The 15,885-nt window shown below is 55.0% G+C and carries 17 protein-coding genes; 10 read left to right on the forward strand and 7 right to left on the reverse strand.

Annotated elements, in window-relative coordinates:
- Positions 1-5: 5 nt before the first annotated feature.
- The 10 genes from flgC to flgL all read left to right on the forward strand — a co-directional run bounded on the left by flgC (position 6) and on the right by flgL (position 11,068).
- Entirely contained in the window at positions 6-410 is a 405-nt protein-coding gene (gene flgC, locus RGU70_RS08185) for a flagellar basal body rod protein FlgC (RefSeq protein WP_322208905.1), read from the forward strand.
- Positions 411-424: 14 nt separating this feature from the next.
- Positions 425-1,138 carry a flagellar hook assembly protein FlgD gene (locus RGU70_RS08190; protein ID WP_322208906.1) on the forward strand — a complete coding sequence of 238 codons (714 nt, stop codon included), beginning with the start codon at positions 425-427 and terminating at the stop codon, positions 1,136-1,138.
- A gap of 39 nt (positions 1,139-1,177) precedes the next feature.
- On the forward strand, positions 1,178-2,860 hold the full coding sequence (locus RGU70_RS08195; protein ID WP_322208907.1) for a flagellar hook-basal body complex protein: 1,683 nt from the start codon (positions 1,178-1,180) through the stop codon (positions 2,858-2,860).
- A gap of 131 nt (positions 2,861-2,991) precedes the next feature.
- A complete protein-coding gene (gene flgF, locus RGU70_RS08200) occupies positions 2,992-3,732 on the forward strand; it encodes a flagellar basal-body rod protein FlgF (RefSeq protein WP_322208908.1) in 741 nt (246 codons plus the stop codon).
- 28 nt (positions 3,733-3,760) lie between these two features.
- Positions 3,761-4,543, forward strand: a complete 783-nt coding sequence (gene flgG, locus RGU70_RS08205; RefSeq protein WP_322208909.1) for a flagellar basal-body rod protein FlgG — start codon at positions 3,761-3,763, stop codon at positions 4,541-4,543.
- 105 nt (positions 4,544-4,648) lie between these two features.
- Positions 4,649-5,320 (forward strand): flagellar basal body L-ring protein FlgH, encoded by a 672-nt coding sequence (locus RGU70_RS08210; protein WP_322208910.1) that lies wholly within the window; start codon positions 4,649-4,651, stop codon positions 5,318-5,320.
- Between the two features lie 85 nt (positions 5,321-5,405).
- On the forward strand, positions 5,406-6,476 hold the full coding sequence (locus RGU70_RS08215; RefSeq protein WP_322210738.1) for a flagellar basal body P-ring protein FlgI: 1,071 nt from the start codon (positions 5,406-5,408) through the stop codon (positions 6,474-6,476).
- Positions 6,477-6,488: 12 nt separating this feature from the next.
- Positions 6,489-7,454: a flagellar assembly peptidoglycan hydrolase FlgJ gene (gene flgJ / locus RGU70_RS08220; RefSeq protein WP_322208911.1), complete on the forward strand. Its 966-nt coding sequence runs from the start codon at positions 6,489-6,491 to the stop codon at positions 7,452-7,454.
- 79 nt (positions 7,455-7,533) lie between these two features.
- Positions 7,534-9,819, forward strand: a complete 2,286-nt coding sequence (gene flgK / locus RGU70_RS08225; protein WP_322208912.1) for a flagellar hook-associated protein FlgK — start codon at positions 7,534-7,536, stop codon at positions 9,817-9,819.
- Between the two features lie 133 nt (positions 9,820-9,952).
- Complete coding sequence (flgL, locus tag RGU70_RS08230) at positions 9,953-11,068, forward strand: flagellar hook-associated protein FlgL (RefSeq protein ID WP_322208913.1); 1,116 nt, start codon at positions 9,953-9,955, stop codon at positions 11,066-11,068.
- A gap of 103 nt (positions 11,069-11,171) precedes the next feature.
- Here flgL and fliR read toward each other — a convergent pair whose 3' ends face one another.
- The 7 genes from fliR to fliL form a co-directional block, all read right to left on the reverse strand.
- Complete coding sequence (gene fliR / locus RGU70_RS08235) at positions 11,172-11,969, reverse strand: flagellar biosynthetic protein FliR (RefSeq protein WP_322208914.1); 798 nt, start codon at positions 11,967-11,969, stop codon at positions 11,172-11,174.
- Between the two features lie 32 nt (positions 11,970-12,001).
- The gene (fliQ, locus tag RGU70_RS08240) at positions 12,002-12,271 is read right to left on the reverse strand and encodes a flagellar biosynthesis protein FliQ (RefSeq protein ID WP_322208915.1); all 270 of its coding nucleotides are present in this window, start codon (positions 12,269-12,271) and stop codon (positions 12,002-12,004) included.
- Between the two features lie 141 nt (positions 12,272-12,412).
- Entirely contained in the window at positions 12,413-13,135 is a 723-nt protein-coding gene (fliP, locus tag RGU70_RS08245; RefSeq protein ID WP_322210739.1) for a flagellar type III secretion system pore protein FliP, read from the reverse strand.
- A 52-nt stretch (positions 13,136-13,187) separates the two neighbouring features.
- Complete coding sequence (fliO, locus tag RGU70_RS08250) at positions 13,188-13,634, reverse strand: flagellar biosynthetic protein FliO (protein ID WP_322208916.1); 447 nt, start codon at positions 13,632-13,634, stop codon at positions 13,188-13,190.
- Positions 13,631-14,092 carry a flagellar motor switch protein FliN gene (gene fliN, locus RGU70_RS08255; protein ID WP_322208917.1) on the reverse strand — a complete coding sequence of 154 codons (462 nt, stop codon included), beginning with the start codon at positions 14,090-14,092 and terminating at the stop codon, positions 13,631-13,633. The genes fliO and fliN overlap by 4 nt, the downstream gene beginning before the upstream one ends.
- Positions 14,093-14,101: 9 nt before the next feature.
- Positions 14,102-15,097: a flagellar motor switch protein FliM gene (gene fliM / locus RGU70_RS08260; RefSeq protein ID WP_322208918.1), complete on the reverse strand. Its 996-nt coding sequence runs from the start codon at positions 15,095-15,097 to the stop codon at positions 14,102-14,104.
- Positions 15,098-15,206: 109 nt separating this feature from the next.
- Complete coding sequence (gene fliL, locus RGU70_RS08265; protein WP_322208919.1) at positions 15,207-15,743, reverse strand: flagellar basal body-associated protein FliL; 537 nt, start codon at positions 15,741-15,743, stop codon at positions 15,207-15,209.
- Positions 15,744-15,885: the final 142 nt, after the last annotated feature.

The following is a 15,885-nucleotide window of genomic DNA, read 5'->3' on the forward strand; positions in this document are numbered from 1 at the left end:
TCCTCATGTCTCTTTCCAATATTTTCAATGTCGCCGGTTCCGGCATGAGCGCGCAATCGCAGCGGCTTAACGTCGTCGCCAGCAATCTGGCAAATGCCGATAGTACAGCTGGCCCCGATGGGCAAGTGTACAAAGCCAAACAAGTCGTGTTCAGCACGCTACCGTTTGGCAGCATTCAATCGAGCGGTGTGCAGGTCGATAAAGTCGTGGAAGACCAGTCTGCACCAAAGATGGTCTACGACCCCAAGCATCCTCAGGCGGATGAAAATGGTTACGTTTCGATGCCCAATGTTAATCCGGTCGAAGAAATGGTCAATATGATTTCCGCTTCGCGCTCGTATCAGAGTGATGTTGAGATCATGAATACCGCCAAAACTCTGTTGATGAAAACACTGACCATCGGTCAATAACCAAGGATTTTCCCATGTCATCTGTTTCCAACTCCCTGCTGGCTAGTGTCAACAATACAAGCGCTGCAGCCGCTACGAGCGCTTCGACTAGTTCCAGCAACGCTGTTCAGAACGAGTTTCTGACCTTGCTGACGGCGCAACTGAAAAATCAGGATCCGAGCAATCCGATGTCCAATTCAGACCTGACTACGCAAATGGCGCAGATGTCCACGGTCAGCGGCATCAGTCAGCTCAATACGACGCTGTCTTCGCTGATGACGAATCTGCAATCCTCGCAAGCGCTGCAAGCCACCAACATGATTGGTCACGGCGTATTGGCAGCAGGTTCATCGGTCGCGTTGACGACGAACACCACAACAGCCACCGACGGCACAAGTACCAGCACGCAGCAGGGCATCATGGGCGTCAATCTCGCGGGCAGCGCTGACGCTGTGACGGTGAGTGTTCAGGATGCTAACGGCAAGACGATTCATACTGCGAATCTCGGTCAGCAATCTGCGGGCGTATTGCCGATTACCTGGGATGGCACCACGGACAGCGGCACCAAGGCTGCGTCAGGCAACTACACGTTCACCGTAAAGGCAACCTCTGGCAGTACCGCAGTGGCTGCAACGCCACTGTCGTACGGAACGGTGGCCAGCATCTCTCAAAGCAGCACCGGCGGCGCCAAGCTGAATGTCTCGACGATCGGCTCCATCAACATTTCCGATGTCCTTCAAACCTTTTAATTTGGCCATCGTGATAACGAGCGTCAAGGGGAAAAAATAATGAGCGGTTTTCAACAAGGTTTAAGCGGCGTCAATGGCGCAGCCCAGCAGCTGGATGTGATTGGTAATAACGTTGCCAATGCCAGCACGGTCGGTTACAAATCATCGGCAGCGCAGTTTGCCGACATGTATGCCAATTCAGTCAATCTTTCCGCCAATAGCGGTGTGGGTATCGGGGTTGCTAATGCCAACGTGGCGCAGTCGTTTACCCAGGGTAGTCTGACCAGTACCAGCAACCCGCTCGACATTGCCATCAACGGCAACGGTTTTTTTCGGATGGTTGCCAGCACGACAGACCAAACACCTCTGTACGCCCGTAACGGCCAGTTTCAGCTGACCAAAGATGGCTATATCAATAACCCGACCGAAAAAGGCGCACTGCTGACCGGCTGGGCGCAAGGCGTGACAGGCGGCGATCCGACCCCCTTGCAGATCAACACCGCCAATATTCCGGCAACGCAAACGACGAAGGTCACGACATCGCTGAATCTGGATTCGCGTAACTCCACGCCGACCACCTCACCTTTCAGCGCCACCGATCCGACCAGCTACAACAGCACGACCGGCGTGACCTTATATGACAGCCTGGGCAATACCTATAATGCGCAGACGTATTATGTGAAAAATCCCGCCTCTAACGGCACCACAACCTGGGACGTTTACACAACGGTTGACGGTACGGCTTATCCGGCGGCTGGTACTGCGGCAGAAACCACCTATAACGCGAATAACCTGAATCTCAGTTCCAGCGCGGCGGTGATTACACCTGCCTCGCCGTTTCTCGGAACGACCGCCGGTACCGATTACAACAACGTTCATCAGACGGTTGTCTATGACAGTACGGGAACTGCGACAACCCTCAATACATTCTTCGTCAAGACCAGCGCTACGACATGGAAAGTATATGGTTCTACCGGCACCACCTTGCCCGGCACCATATTGAATGCTGGCGCGGCGCTCGGTACGCTGACCTTCGACAGCACCGGCGCGCTGACCTCGTCCACCGTCGCCAATCCCCAATTGGGCGGGAGCTTTTCGACGAACGGTATTGCCATGGACTTTACTGGCAGCAAACTGTCGACCGGCGCTTTTTCCGATACCGTCACGCAGAACGGTGTTGCTACCGGCGGCACGGCGCAGGCCCGTACCGGACAGCTGACCTTTAACTCCTCCGGCCTGATGACCTCGTCTTCGATGGCCAATCTGCAACTGACTCCGCGTGCCGGTGCCTCATTTGCTCCGGCCGGTATCGCGCTCAATTACACGGGTACCACGCAGACGGGTGCCGCTTTTGCGACAGTGGCGCAAGCGCAGGATGGTACCGCCCCAGGCGTGCTGAGCGGTTTCAATATCGGGCAAGACGGTGTCATCACTGGTTCTTATTCCAACAGCCAGACCAAGGCGCTGGGTACTGTGCTGCTGGTCAACTTTGCCAATCCCAACGGCTTGCAGTCACGAGGCAATAACTTGTACGGCGCTACTGCCGCTGCGGGCGTCCCCCTGATTGGCCAGCCGACGGCCGGTGGACTGGGAGCGTTGCAATCGAAACAAACTGAAAGTTCGAATATCGATCTGACTTCCGAACTGGTCGGACTGATTGTCGCGCAGCGTGTGTATCAGGCCAATGCCCAATCGATCAAGGCGCAGGATACGGTATTGCAATCGGTGATCCAGATCGCATAAAAAGGCGACGCATAAGAAGGCGACGCGTAAATCAGCGTCGTCAGGGCAGAGTGCTTCATCCCATTTTTTCCGCAGGATCGACCAATGGCGAAAGCTGGTCAGCTTGCTTAGCCTTGAACAGGAAATAAACAATGGATCGTTTGATCTATACCGCCATGACGGGTGCCAAGCAAACGCTGGAGATGCAAGCCAATGTCTCGAACAATCTGGCGAATGTGGCGACCAACGGTTTTCGGGCCGAACTGAATACTTTTCGTTCCGTACCGATTGTCAGCGATGGTTTGCCAACCCGCGCTTTTGTGGTTAATGCCACGGTCGGTTCCGACTTTACCGGCGGGCCGATACAGCAGACCGGACGCGCGCTGGATGTGGCAATACAGGGTGATGGCTGGCTCGCAGTAGAAACGTCTAATGGTTCAGAAGCCTATACCCGTAGCGGCAGTCTGAAAATCGATGCAACCGGCGTGTTGCAAACCACCGCAGGATTAAATCTGGTGGGTGAAACCGGGCCGATCACTATTCCACCCGATGTGAATGTAGCAATCGCTGCAGACGGTACCGTCTCTTCGATTCCTAATACCGGTGTGCCGAATGCCGTCAATATTCTCGGCCGCATCAAAATGGTCAATCCCGATCCTGCCACCCTCAAGCGCGGCGATGATGGTTTGTTTCGCGTCGATGGCCCCGACCCGGCTGATTCCGATCCCAACGTCACGCTGGCATCCGGCGCATTGGAAGGCAGCAATGTCAACACGGTCGAGGCGATGGTCAACATGATCAATTTGTCGCGTCAGTTTGAAATGAACATGAAAGCCCTGTCAACCGCCGAAAGCGATGCAGCCAAGGCTACACAATTATTATCGCTGAGCTAATGAATGCCCTGCATTCTGGAGAAATTTTATGATTCGTTCCCTGTGGATTTCCAAGACCGGTCTGGATGCGCAGCAAACCCAGATGGATGTGATTTCCAACAATCTGGCCAACGTCAGCACGAACGGTTTCAAGAGCTCGCGCGCCGTATTTGAAGATTTGCTTTATCAGACAGTGCGTCAACCCGGCGCACAATCTTCGCAGCAGACGCAATTGCCTTCCGGTCTGCAATTCGGTACCGGTGTACAGCCGGTCGCGACAGAGCGGATTTTTACCCAAGGAAATTTACAGCAGACCAGCAACTCCAAGGATCTGGCCATTAACGGCGCAGGTTTTTTCCAGGTGCTGTTACCGGACGGCACCACCGCCTATACGCGCGACGGTGCTTTTCAGACAGATAGCCAGGGCCAACTGGTCACCGCCAGCGGCTATACCGTTCAGCCGGTCATCACGATTCCCGCCACCGCGCAATCGCTCACGATCGGTGCCGACGGTACGGTCTCGGTGACTTTGCCCAATGCCATTACCAACACCACTGTCGGTTCCATTCAGTTGGCGACCTTCATCAACCCGACCGGCTTGTCCAGCAAGGGCGGCAATCTGTATCAGGAAACGGCGGCTTCTGGCACGCCGAATACCGGCACGCCAGGTACCAACGGCGCAGGCACGCTGACTCAAGGCTATGTGGAAACATCGAACGTCAACGTGGTGGAAGAGCTGGTCAATATGATCCAGACCCAGCGTGCGTATGAAATCAACAGCAAGGCGATCACCACTTCCGATCAAATGCTGTCCAAGCTGTCGCAGATGTAAGTAGTGATTCAGGCAATCCGGGAAATGCAGACAATTCAAATGGCCACCTTGCGTGGCACCGCAGCGGCGAGGCACAGTATGAGCAAACATCTTTCTACGACATGCATGAACGGCAGGCAGCGCGCTTGCGCTGTAGCGGTCATCGCACTGACAACGATGTTGCTCGCCGCCTGCAATACCGTGCCGGAATCGATCGTCACTTCCGAACGCACCGCCAAGCCATCGCCTTCATCACTGGCACCCGCCAACAATGGCGCGATTTTTCAATCCGCCGCTTATCGCCCGATGCTGGAAGACCGGCGCGCACGGCTGGTCGGCGATACGCTGACCATCGTCATTGCTGAAAACACAACGGCCGTGAAGGCCGCTGGTAGTTCAGGCAGCAAAACGGGTTCCGTCGTCGCCGCTGCACCGTCCGTGTTGGGCATTCGCATCAATGAATTGAGCGCGTCCGGTTCGAGCGCCAACTCGTTCGCCGACAAGGATGCCACCTCGTCCAGCAATACGTTCACCGGCACCATTGCCGTGACCGTGATCGACGTGATGAGTAACGGCAATCTGCAAGTGGCCGGCGAAAAGCAAGTGGCGCTGGACAAAGGAGTGGAGTATGTCCGTTTCTCCGGCGTGGTCAGTCCCGACATGATCGGCGCAGGCAACACCGTGTCCTCGCTGCAGGTGGCCGATGCGCGAGTGGAATACCGTACCAATAACCGTATCGATGCTGCTTCTGTGATGTCATCGCTCTCCCGCTTTTTCCTGAGCGTGATGCCGTTCTAGTTTTTGAAAGACACTGATGAAATTTTCTGACCACAACGCATCGCTGCGCCGCATTCTTCTCTCTTTGCTGGTTTGCACAGGGACCATGCTCACCGCTGGCGTCAGCCAGGCAGAGCGCCTCAAGGATCTGGTCAGCATCCAGGGCGTTCGGGAGAATCAACTGGTGGGTTACGGACTGGTCGTCGGTCTCGATGGCAGCGGCGATCAGACAACACAAACGCCGTTTACCGTGCAGAGTGTGGTGAGCATGTTGCAGCAACTGGGCGTCAATCTGCCAGCGACCGCCACGGCCAGCATGCAACTCAAAAACGTGGCTGCGGCCATGGTGACGGCATCGCTTCCCGCCTTCGCGCAACCCGGACAGACCATAGACGTGACGGTGTCGTCGCTCGGTAATGCGAAAAGTCTTCGTGGCGGTACCTTGCTGATGGCCCCGCTCAAAGGTGCCGATGGTCAGATCTATGCGATTTCGCAAGGTAACATTCTGGTCGGTGGTGTGGGTGCCGCAGCGGCCGGCAGCAGAACAGTAGTCAACCATCTGAGTGTGGGACGCATCACCGGCGGCGCGACAGTTGAACGTGCAGTGCCGACTCAGTTGGGCCAGTCCGACATCATCAATCTGGAATTGAAGGACAACGATTTTTCTACTGCCAGCCGGGTGTCGGACGCGGTGAATCAGCGCTTCGGTTCGAGTACCGCCATGGCACAGGATGGCCGTGTGATTCGGGTGCGCGTACCGCCCGGCAGTGGCGAACGGGTAGCCTTCCTCGGCGCGCTGGAAAGTATCGATGTGACGCCTGGTCGCTTGCCCGCCAAGGTAATTCTCAACGCACGCACCGGCTCGGTGGTGATGAATCAATCAGTCACGCTGGATACCTGTGCGGTATCGCATGGCAATCTCTCCGTCGTGATCAACGCCGATAACAGCGTGAGCCAGCCGAATGCACTCGCCGGCGGTCAGACTGCGGGCGTGCAAAATGCTTCGATAGCCATCACCAAAGATCCAGGCAAGGTACTGCTGCTCAAGGGCGGTGCTTCGCTCAATGACGTCGTCAAAGCGCTCAATGCGATTGGTGCCTCGCCACAGGATTTGCTGGCCATACTTGAGGCAATGAAAGCGGCCGGGTCCTTGCGCGCCGAGCTGCAAGTCATTTAACCGGGGTTTGCCATGGTCAATAACATTAACGATAACAAGGCGCCAGAAAGTCTGGCCATTGATGCCAACGGATTGAATAAACTGCGCTTGTCGGCGCAGCAAAATTCTCCTGAAGCCATCAAGGGCGTGGCCAAGCAGTTCGAAGGCATGTTCCTGAACATGGTGATGAAAAGCATGCGTGACGCGACGCCACAGGATGGTCCTTTCGATAGTCAGCAATCGAAAATGTTTACGTCCATGTTAGACCAACAACTGAGCCAGTCTCTGGCGCAGCGCGGCGTGGGTCTGGCCGAAGTATTGATCAAGCAACTTTCCAATAAAGCGAACATGCCGACCGGACTGGAGCAGGGCGATGAGCCGTCAGCTTCCACGCCTTCGCTGCTGGATCACCATACGATGAGTGAACTGGACAAAGCCCGGCTGACACCGCACTCCGGTGCCATGACCGGTAATGGCAGCGCCGACGCCGACGGCAAAAACAATGCGCATCAAGGCCGCAAAAAAAACCAGCCACGGGCCGCGCATGTCGAAGCTTTCCAGTCCCGGCTGCAAGCCGATGCGGAAGAAGCGAGCCGTACGACGGGCATTCCCGCCACGTTCATGCTGGCGCAGGCCGCGCTGGAAACAGGTTGGGGAAAACGTGAAATTTTTACGCGTGATGGCGGTACCAGCCACAATCTGTTCGGCGTCAAGGCGACCGGTAACTGGACCGGCAAGGTTGTCGAAGCGAACACGACGGAATACGTCAATGGCGTGCCGCATCGCAAGCTGGAAAAATTCCGCGCCTACGATTCTTACGCCGATGCCTTCCGCGATTACGCGCAGATGTTGCGCAGTAATCCCCGTTATGAAAAAGTCCTGGCCAACGCTCAGGACATCAATGGCTTTGCTCACGGCCTGCAACGTGCCGGATATGCAACCGATCCGCATTACGCCGACAAATTAACGCGCATCATCCGCCAGTCGCTGGCGGTGTAAGTTTTTGTATCGGCGCTCAAGTTTTGCGCCGATATGCCGTTAAAACAACCACATACGTCACGTCTGAAAAGAAATAATTATGGGTACAAATATCCAGGGCATTGGTATCAGTGCGCTTGCAGCAGCGCAGGCAGCCATTGCTACGACCAGCCATAATATTTCCAATGCAACTGTTGCCGGTTACAACCGTCAGGTGGTCGAGCAAAGTTCCGCTGGCGCCATCAACTACGGTTCTGGTTTCGTCGGACAGGGTACGCAAATTGCCGACATCACACGGGTCTACGATCAGTTCACCAGCAAGCAGGTATTGACATCCCAAAGCACCTCCAGTGCGCTGAGCGCCTATGGATCGGAGATCGGTGCGATTGATAATCTGTTGGCCGATAGCTCTGCCGGTCTGTCGCCTGCCCTGCAATCTTTCTTTACCAGTTTGCAAGATCTGAGTTCCAATCCGAATGCTGCTGCTTCGCGCCAGTCGGTACTGTCGAACGCCCAGACGCTGACGGAAACGCTGCACAGCCTGAACGATCAGATGGTGCAGAGCCGTAATAGCATCAACAGCCAAATCACTTCCAGCGTCACTTCGATCAATTCTTACGCGCAGCAGATCGCACAACTTAATACCTCGATTGCACAAGCCACCACGAGTGGCGGTCAGCCGCCTAACGATTTGCTGGATCAGCGCGATGCGGTAATCGCCAGTTTGAACAAGGTCGTCAAGGTCAGTACGGTCGCGCAGGATAACGGTGCTTATAGCGTCTTTATCGGTACCGGACAGCCACTGGTGCTGGGAGCGAGTGTTTCAACCCTGACCGCAACGCCTTCGATCGCTGATCCTACCCGCCTTGAAGTCGCCTACAGCACAGGCAATAAAAATGTGATTTTGCCCGATGCCAGCATCTCTGGCGGCACACTTGGCGGATTACTGGATTACCGCAGCAGCACGCTGGATGCCGCACAAAATTCACTGGGACGGATTGCGGTCGCTTTGACGCAATCATTCAATGCGCAAAACAAGTTGGGTCTGGATCAGAATGGCAACCCCGGGGGAAATTTCTTTACGGTGGCCGATCCGGCTGTCACTGCTGGAACAAACAATTCCGCAGGAGTGCTGACGGCTAAAGTGACTAATGCCAGCCAGCTCTCGACCAGCGATTACACCATGAAGTTCGACGGTACGAACTTCACGATCAACCGCACCAGTGATGGCACTAAGACCATTTTTGCCGCACCGGTGTCTGCGCCGACAACCTTCTCACAAGTGGTTGATGGCGTCACCTTTAGCGGTGATGCAGCGACCATGAGTGCCGGCGACAGCTTTCTGGTACAACCCACCATCAATGCCGCCGGTTCCATGACAGTGGCGCTAGCCAGCACGCAAAATATCGCGGCTGCAGCGCCTATTACTACCGGCATAACGGCGGTCAGCTCGATCAACTCGACCAACGGAACTCCGGGAACGCCGAATACCGGCACGGGTGTGGTGAGTGGTGGCGCGGTGGATTCGACAGTTTTGTCGCCCGGTACCACTTTCACCTACACCTATGCTTCCGGGACCGGTACTCTGGCATTGACGCAAACGCCGGCGACGCCTGTTCCCGGCGCGGTTACCGTGACGGACACCAGCGGTAATGTGACTAATTTTGCCGCCGGCGCTGCCATTACTTATTCCGCCGGTGCGACGATCAGTTCCGGCGGCGCCAGTTTTATCCTGAGCGGCACTCCGGCCAATGGCGATACGTTCAATCTTGCGCCGACCACCGCCAATACTGGCAATGCGACCATTAGCGCAGGCAGTATTGATAGTTCTTATCTCAGCGCACCTTTAACGTCGACCTCGACATTTCGCTTTAACAGCACTGCCAGCACATTGATCCTGACCCCGTCCGCTGCGACCAGCGTGAAGGATGTGAATGGCATCGTAACGAACTATGCTTCCGGCGCTGCAATTGCTTATTCGCCCGGCGCAACGTACACCACCGGCGGTGCCAGCTTTACTATCACCGGCCAGCCCAGCAATGGCGATACGTTTACTTTGGGGCCCAATGTCAGCGGCGTGAGTGATAACCGGAATTCAGAATTGTTGTCCGGGCTTCAGACCAGTAATCAGATAGGCAATACCACATTCCAAGGTTCTTATTCGCAACTGGTGAGCCAGATTGGTAATAAAACCAATCAAAATAATGTGATGCAGACCGCTGAAACTACCCGCTTGAAGTTGCTGACTGCGGAGCAGCAATCGATCAGTGGAGTCAATCAGGATGAAGAATTAGCCAAGCTGGTGCAGTATCAGCAAGCCTATCAGGCCGGTGCCAAGATCATTCAGGCCGCCAGCGACATGATGACGACTTTGTTTAATCTGTAAGTGAAGTAAAGCGGAACGAAAAATGTGCGGTGCTGTTTTTTGCCCGGCAATTTTCTGATCGTTGCCAGGATCCTCGGGAGTGTTGAAATTTTTTCCCCGCAGGCGGCTCGAAATCTGTTTCAAGGAAAATATCATGCGTATCAGTACCAACATGCTGTATCAATCCAGCATCAGCGAAGTCAACAGCCTGCAAGCGTCCATCTTGAGGCTGACGCAGCAGACCACTCAGGGCAAGGTGCTCAATCCTGCTGACGATCCTGTGGCTTCGGCGCGTGCGCTGGACTTGTCGCAGACGCAGGCCTTGAATGACCAATACAAGACCAACCGACAAAATGCAACCAGCTCATTGGCGCAAGTCAGCAGCACGCTGACCAGCGTTACCAGTTTGCTCACCGACATTCACAGCTCCGTTGTGAATGCAGGTAATGCCTCCTACTCGAATTCTGATCGCCTCACGCTGGCAAATCAGGTGACGGCCAACATGCAACAAATGATGGGTTATGCCAATACCACAGATGGATTGGGTAACTTTTTGTTTTCCGGTTACAAAAGTACGACGACACCGTTCGTCACTGATTCCACCGGCGCGGTGCAATATCAGGGCGACCAGGGTTCGCAAACCCTGCAAGTCGATTCCACCCGCCAGATGGCGGTAACAACGTCGGGACAATCGATCTTTCAGGCGAACGGTCAGGATACGTTCAAGACGATCAATAGTTTGATCAAGGTATTGTCGACCCCGGTGACGGCAGCGGCTAATTCTGCCGATGCCGCCGCAGCCGCCGCATTGCCTACCGCAGTGACCTACCAGACAGCGCAGGCCGCAGTCGATGCGAAAGATCCGGCAGATTTGACTGTGCCTACCTATGACACCTTATTTTCGCAGGCAGCTACGGCCAAAGCGGCGGCAGACCTTGCCGAAGCGGCGCGCACGCCGGTAGCCGGCAGCAACACGGCACTGACCCGCGCCCTCGGCAAGATAGGCACCAGTCTCGATGCGCTTTCCACCAGCGTGAGTGCAGTGACGGCAGGAGTGGGGTCGAATCAAAAAGAACTGGCGACGCTGGATGAAGTCGGTAGCGCCAAGGCAATTCAATATCAGGCCACCGTTAATAATCTGATGGGTTTAAATCCCAGCGATCTGACGGACACCGTAAGCCAGTTGTCGCTGCAGCAGACTTATCTGCAAGCGGCGCAGAAAGCATTCACCACCACGAGCAGCCTGACGCTACTGAATTTCCTGAAGTAATGGTCTGAAGTAAGGGCCTGAAATAAGGGTCTGAAGTAAGCGTCTGAAGTTCTTGGCTTGATCCGGTGCATCCCAGGCAGTATCAGGGATGCATTTTTTTTGTTCAGGGCTTGAAGACAATCGGTGGCACCGAACCCAGCATGCGCACCATCTCTATGCCGCTTTGCAGGAAGTGTTCCAGCGGCGTAATCATGTAAGGCAAGGCCAGCGCAATCAGCGTAAATCCCGCCGATAGGGTGATAGGGAAGCCGACCCCGAACAAATTCAGTTGTGGCGCAGCGCGCGTCAAAATGCCCAGCGCCATGTTGGTGATCAGCAGTGCCACGAGGACCGGTAACGATAATTGCAAGCCCATACTAAATACCAGTCCTCCCCATAATGCGAGCTGATGGAAACCCTCCGCAGTGACCGGTGCGGCGCTGATCGGCAGTGTCTGAAAGCTGTTGGCCAGCGTTGCCAGCAGAACCAGATGGCCGTTGATGCTCAAAAAGACCAGTGTTGCCAGCAGCGCGATCACCTGGCTGATGGCGGAGGTGCGGCCTTGTGTGCTCGGATCGAAAAATACGGCAAAACCCAGACCCATGGTGGAACTGATCATTTCGCCGGCCCCTTCGACGGCGGCAAAGACGATGCGCATCGCCATTCCCATCGACAGGCCAATCAGAAATTGCTGCGCCATGATCAGCAAGCCCGCCATCGATCCCGGTTCTATTGCTGGAAAGCTGGCGATGGTAGGGGAAATGATGAGGGTCAGCGCCACGCCTAATAACAACTTTACTTGCATAGGCACGGTGCTGTTGCCGAACGGCGGTGCCAGTGCGAGCAGGCCGAGGATGCGTGTGAGCGGCCAGACGAATGCCGCAACCCATGCGTACAGTTGGGCGGTAGTGACGCTGATCACGAAGGGGGCCGGGCGGTAGGTGTCAAAGCCGGCTACTGCACCATGGCGGGGATGCCGCTAAACATCAGTCGCATGTAGTCGAGCAGTAGCGATAGCATCCACGGCCCGGCCACAATGAGCGCGATAAACACGCACACCAGCTTGGGAATGAACGACAGGGTCGATTCATTGATTTGCGTAGCCGCCTGGAAAATACTGACGGCCAGACCGACAACCAGTGAAGTCAGCAGCATGGGTGCCGCCACCATCAAGGTGACTTGCATGGCCTGACGGCCCAGTGTCATGACGCTCTCGGGGGTCATAAGAATCCTTGATCGTTAATAAGACTTACAGGACTACAGGATTTACGCAAAAGACCGCTGACGTTGTTGCCTCGCCTTGCCGCACCACTTGTACTGCCTGCGGCAATGCGCCTAGTCCGCAGCCTTTTGCGTAAGTCCTGGTTAATAAAAACTTTGCGCCAGCGAGCCGATCAGCAATTGCCAGCCGTCCACCAGCACGAACAGCATCAGTTTGAATGGCAGAGAAACAATGGCCGGCGACATCATCATCATCCCCATCGACATCAGAATACTGGCGACCACCATGTCGATAATCAGAAAGGGGATAAAGATGGAAAAGCTGATCTGGAATGCCGTTTTTAATTCGCTGGTGACAAACGCCGGGATCAATATTCGCAGCGATACATCTTCGGGGCCTTGCAGCGCCGGCGTGCGAGACAGCTTGGCATACAAGGCCAGATCTGCCTGACGCGTTTGCTTCATCATGAATTCCTTGAGCGGCGCAGAACCCTTATCCATCGCCTGGAGCATGGTGATTTTGTTGTCGGAAAACGGCAGGTAGGCGTCGGTATAAATCTTGTCGAATACCGGTCCCATCACGAACAGTGTGAGAAACAGCGACAGTCCGACGATCACCTGATTAGGCGGTGTGCCGCCGGTGCCCAGTGCCTGACGCAGCATCGAGAGGACGATCACGATGCGGGTAAAGCTGGTCATCATCAGGAAGGCTGCCGGGATGAATGACAGCGAGGTCATCAGCAGCAGTGTCTGAATGCTCAGGCTGTAGGTTTGTCCGCCGCCGGCAGTCGGGTTGCTGGTCAGTGCCGGCAGACCCTGTGCTGCCGCAGTCATGGGCAAACTAAGCAGCAGGGCAAGCCCTGCCATAGCGATCAGCTGGAGAAAAAGAGGTGCGGCAGAGCGGTGGGAAAACGGCGTGCTAACGGTTGGCATTGCGTTTTTCTATGGTCTGTTTCAGCCAGGCTGAAAAATTATTTGGTGCCGCTGTCGATGCTGCCTCGGCTGCCGGTGTGGCACTGCCGCGCGGCATGGTGCTGAGGAGATTGACCTGGCCCTGGGCGACGCCAATGACGATCCATTGATCCGCGACTTCGATGACCATCACGCGTTCGCGCGTGCCGACGCTGGCTCCGCCGACTACTTTGACGATGGCAGTGCCTTGCAGTCTGGTGATGCCGGAGCGTTTGAGCAGCCAGGCGATTCCGGCCATTAAGGCCAGCACAATCGCCAACCCCATCAACATCGTGAGCAGGCTGGTGGTCTCGCTGGGTGCGCTGGCATCGGCGGCGCAGGCACTGCCGGCGGCCAGTGTGAACAGCAGGGCACTATTGATACAAGACGTGCAGCGCAGTACAAACGGCTTCATCTGTTGATTTTCCTAATCCGTTCAGCAGGAGTGATGATGTCGGTCAGGCGGATACCGAACTTGTCATTGACGACGACGACTTCACCTTGTGCAATCAGGCAGCCATTGACCAGCACATCCATCGGTTCACCCGCCATGCCCTCGAGTTCCACGACAGAGCCCTGCGCCAGTTGCAGCAGATTTTTGATCGCAATTTTGGTGCGCCCCAATTCCACCGTCAGCTGTACCGGAATATCGAGGATGAAGTCGATATCGTTGGGCGCATTGGTTTTGTAATCCGAGGCGGCGAAATCCTTGAAAACAGTCGATTGGGCCGCCTGTGCCTTCATGACCTGAGAGTCCATTTCTTCGGCGTGCGTTTTCTTTTGCAGCTCTTCAGCCTGCGTCTGCTCGGCAATCGCGGCGCCCCATGGGTCGTCTTCGTCGATTTCTTCTTCTCCGACAATATTGTCAGCCATGCTTCTCTCCTAGAGATCTTCTTCCGGTGAATCGTTATGATTGACGGATAATAATTTTTCCACACGCAGGGCATATTGCCCGTTCAATTGCCCGTAGCCGCATTCCATGACGGGGACGCCATCCACTTTTGCGGTCACTAATTTTTCAGTGACGAGCGGGATGACATCGCCGACTTGCATGTTGAGCAGATCGGTAAAGGTAACGCGTGCGGTGCCAAAATTGGCGATCAGTTCTACTTCCGCGGTCTGAATCTGCTGTTTCATCAGGCGCAGCCAGCGTTTATCGACTTCCAGTGCCTCACCTTGCAAGCTGGTGGTGAGGCGGTCGCGCACCGGTTCGATCATGGAATACGGGGTGCAAATATGCACTTCGCCGCTGACCGGGCCGAGTTCCACCGAGAAGGTGGTTGCCACCACGACTTCATTGGGGGTAGCGATGTTGGCGAACTGGGTATTCATTTCCGAGCGGATGTATTCGAATTCAATCGGGTACACCGGCTCCCAGGACTTGGCATAGGTTTCACAGCAGATATCGAGCACGCGCATGATGATGCGTTGCTCGGTCGGCGTGAATTCACGCCCTTCGATCCGGGTGTGGAAGCGGCCATCGCCGCCAAACATATTGTCGACCAGCAAAAACACTAACTGGGGATCGAACACGATCAGACCGATGCCGCGAAAGGGTTTGATGTGGACCAGGTTCAGATTGGTGGGTACCACCAGATTACGGATGAATTCGCTGTACTTGATGACTTTGACCGGGCCGACTGAAATTTCCGATGTGCGGTGCAGGAAGTTGAACAAGCCGATGCGGAACAGTCGGGCAAACCGTTCGTTGATGATTTCCAGGGTCGGCATGCGACCACGGACAATACGTTCCTGCGTTGCCAGGTTGTAATTGCGGACCGCAGACGGATCTTCCTCGACGACAACGTCGTCGCTCTCGCCGCTGACTCCTTTGAGGAGTGCATCGACTTCTTCCTGTGAAAGAAAATGTTCTGCCATGATGCCGCTGCTGCCTACAAGTTAAAGTCCGAATCGGAACTGGCTAGCTCTCAATGATCGCTGCACAGCGCATATTGAGAGGTGGCTCAGGTTACAGCAGTTAATCCCCTTACTGTTGCTGGACTACAAAAGAGGTGTAGAACACGTCGTTAATGCCAGGGCCTTTGGTCGCGCCGGCAAAAGGCTTGTTGAGAACATCAAGGATATCTTCGGTCAGTTTTTCTTTGCCTTCGTTCGTCAGGATGTCGGACGCTTTTTTGCTGGACAGCACCATCAGTAAACGGCTGCGTACTTGCGGCATGAATGTTTTGAGCATTTCGCTACCTTCTGCTGTAGCGACCTGGAGGGTGATTGCCACTTGCAAAAACTGGTCTCCGTTTTCCTGCTGTAAATTGACGACGAAAGGTTCGATCACGGCAAACACCGGAGCCTGACTTTCCCCTTTCTTTTCTGAGGCGTGTTCTTCCGCGCCTTCTTTCTTGTCTTTCCCTGATCCCATCATCATGAAGGCAGCAGCGCCGCCGCCGGCGAGTACAACCACCAGGCCGATGATGATGAAAAGTAATTTTTTACTCGATTTTTTCGGGGCGGCATCATCGCCTTCGCCACCCTTGGATGCTGTTTTTGCTTTCGGGCTGGTGGCCATCTAACTATTTCCTTTCATGCGGGTTGGCGAATGCAATCACTCGTTTCGTTATTTGATAACGGCAAGGAATTGCAGATATTGAATAATCTTCAATAATATTCAATATCCCGCATGGCCATGATGTTTTTTTTCTTCGATTTTG

This window comes from Herbaspirillum sp. RTI4, assembly GCF_034313965.1.
Classification (GTDB): domain Bacteria; phylum Pseudomonadota; class Gammaproteobacteria; order Burkholderiales; family Burkholderiaceae_D; genus Herbaspirillum.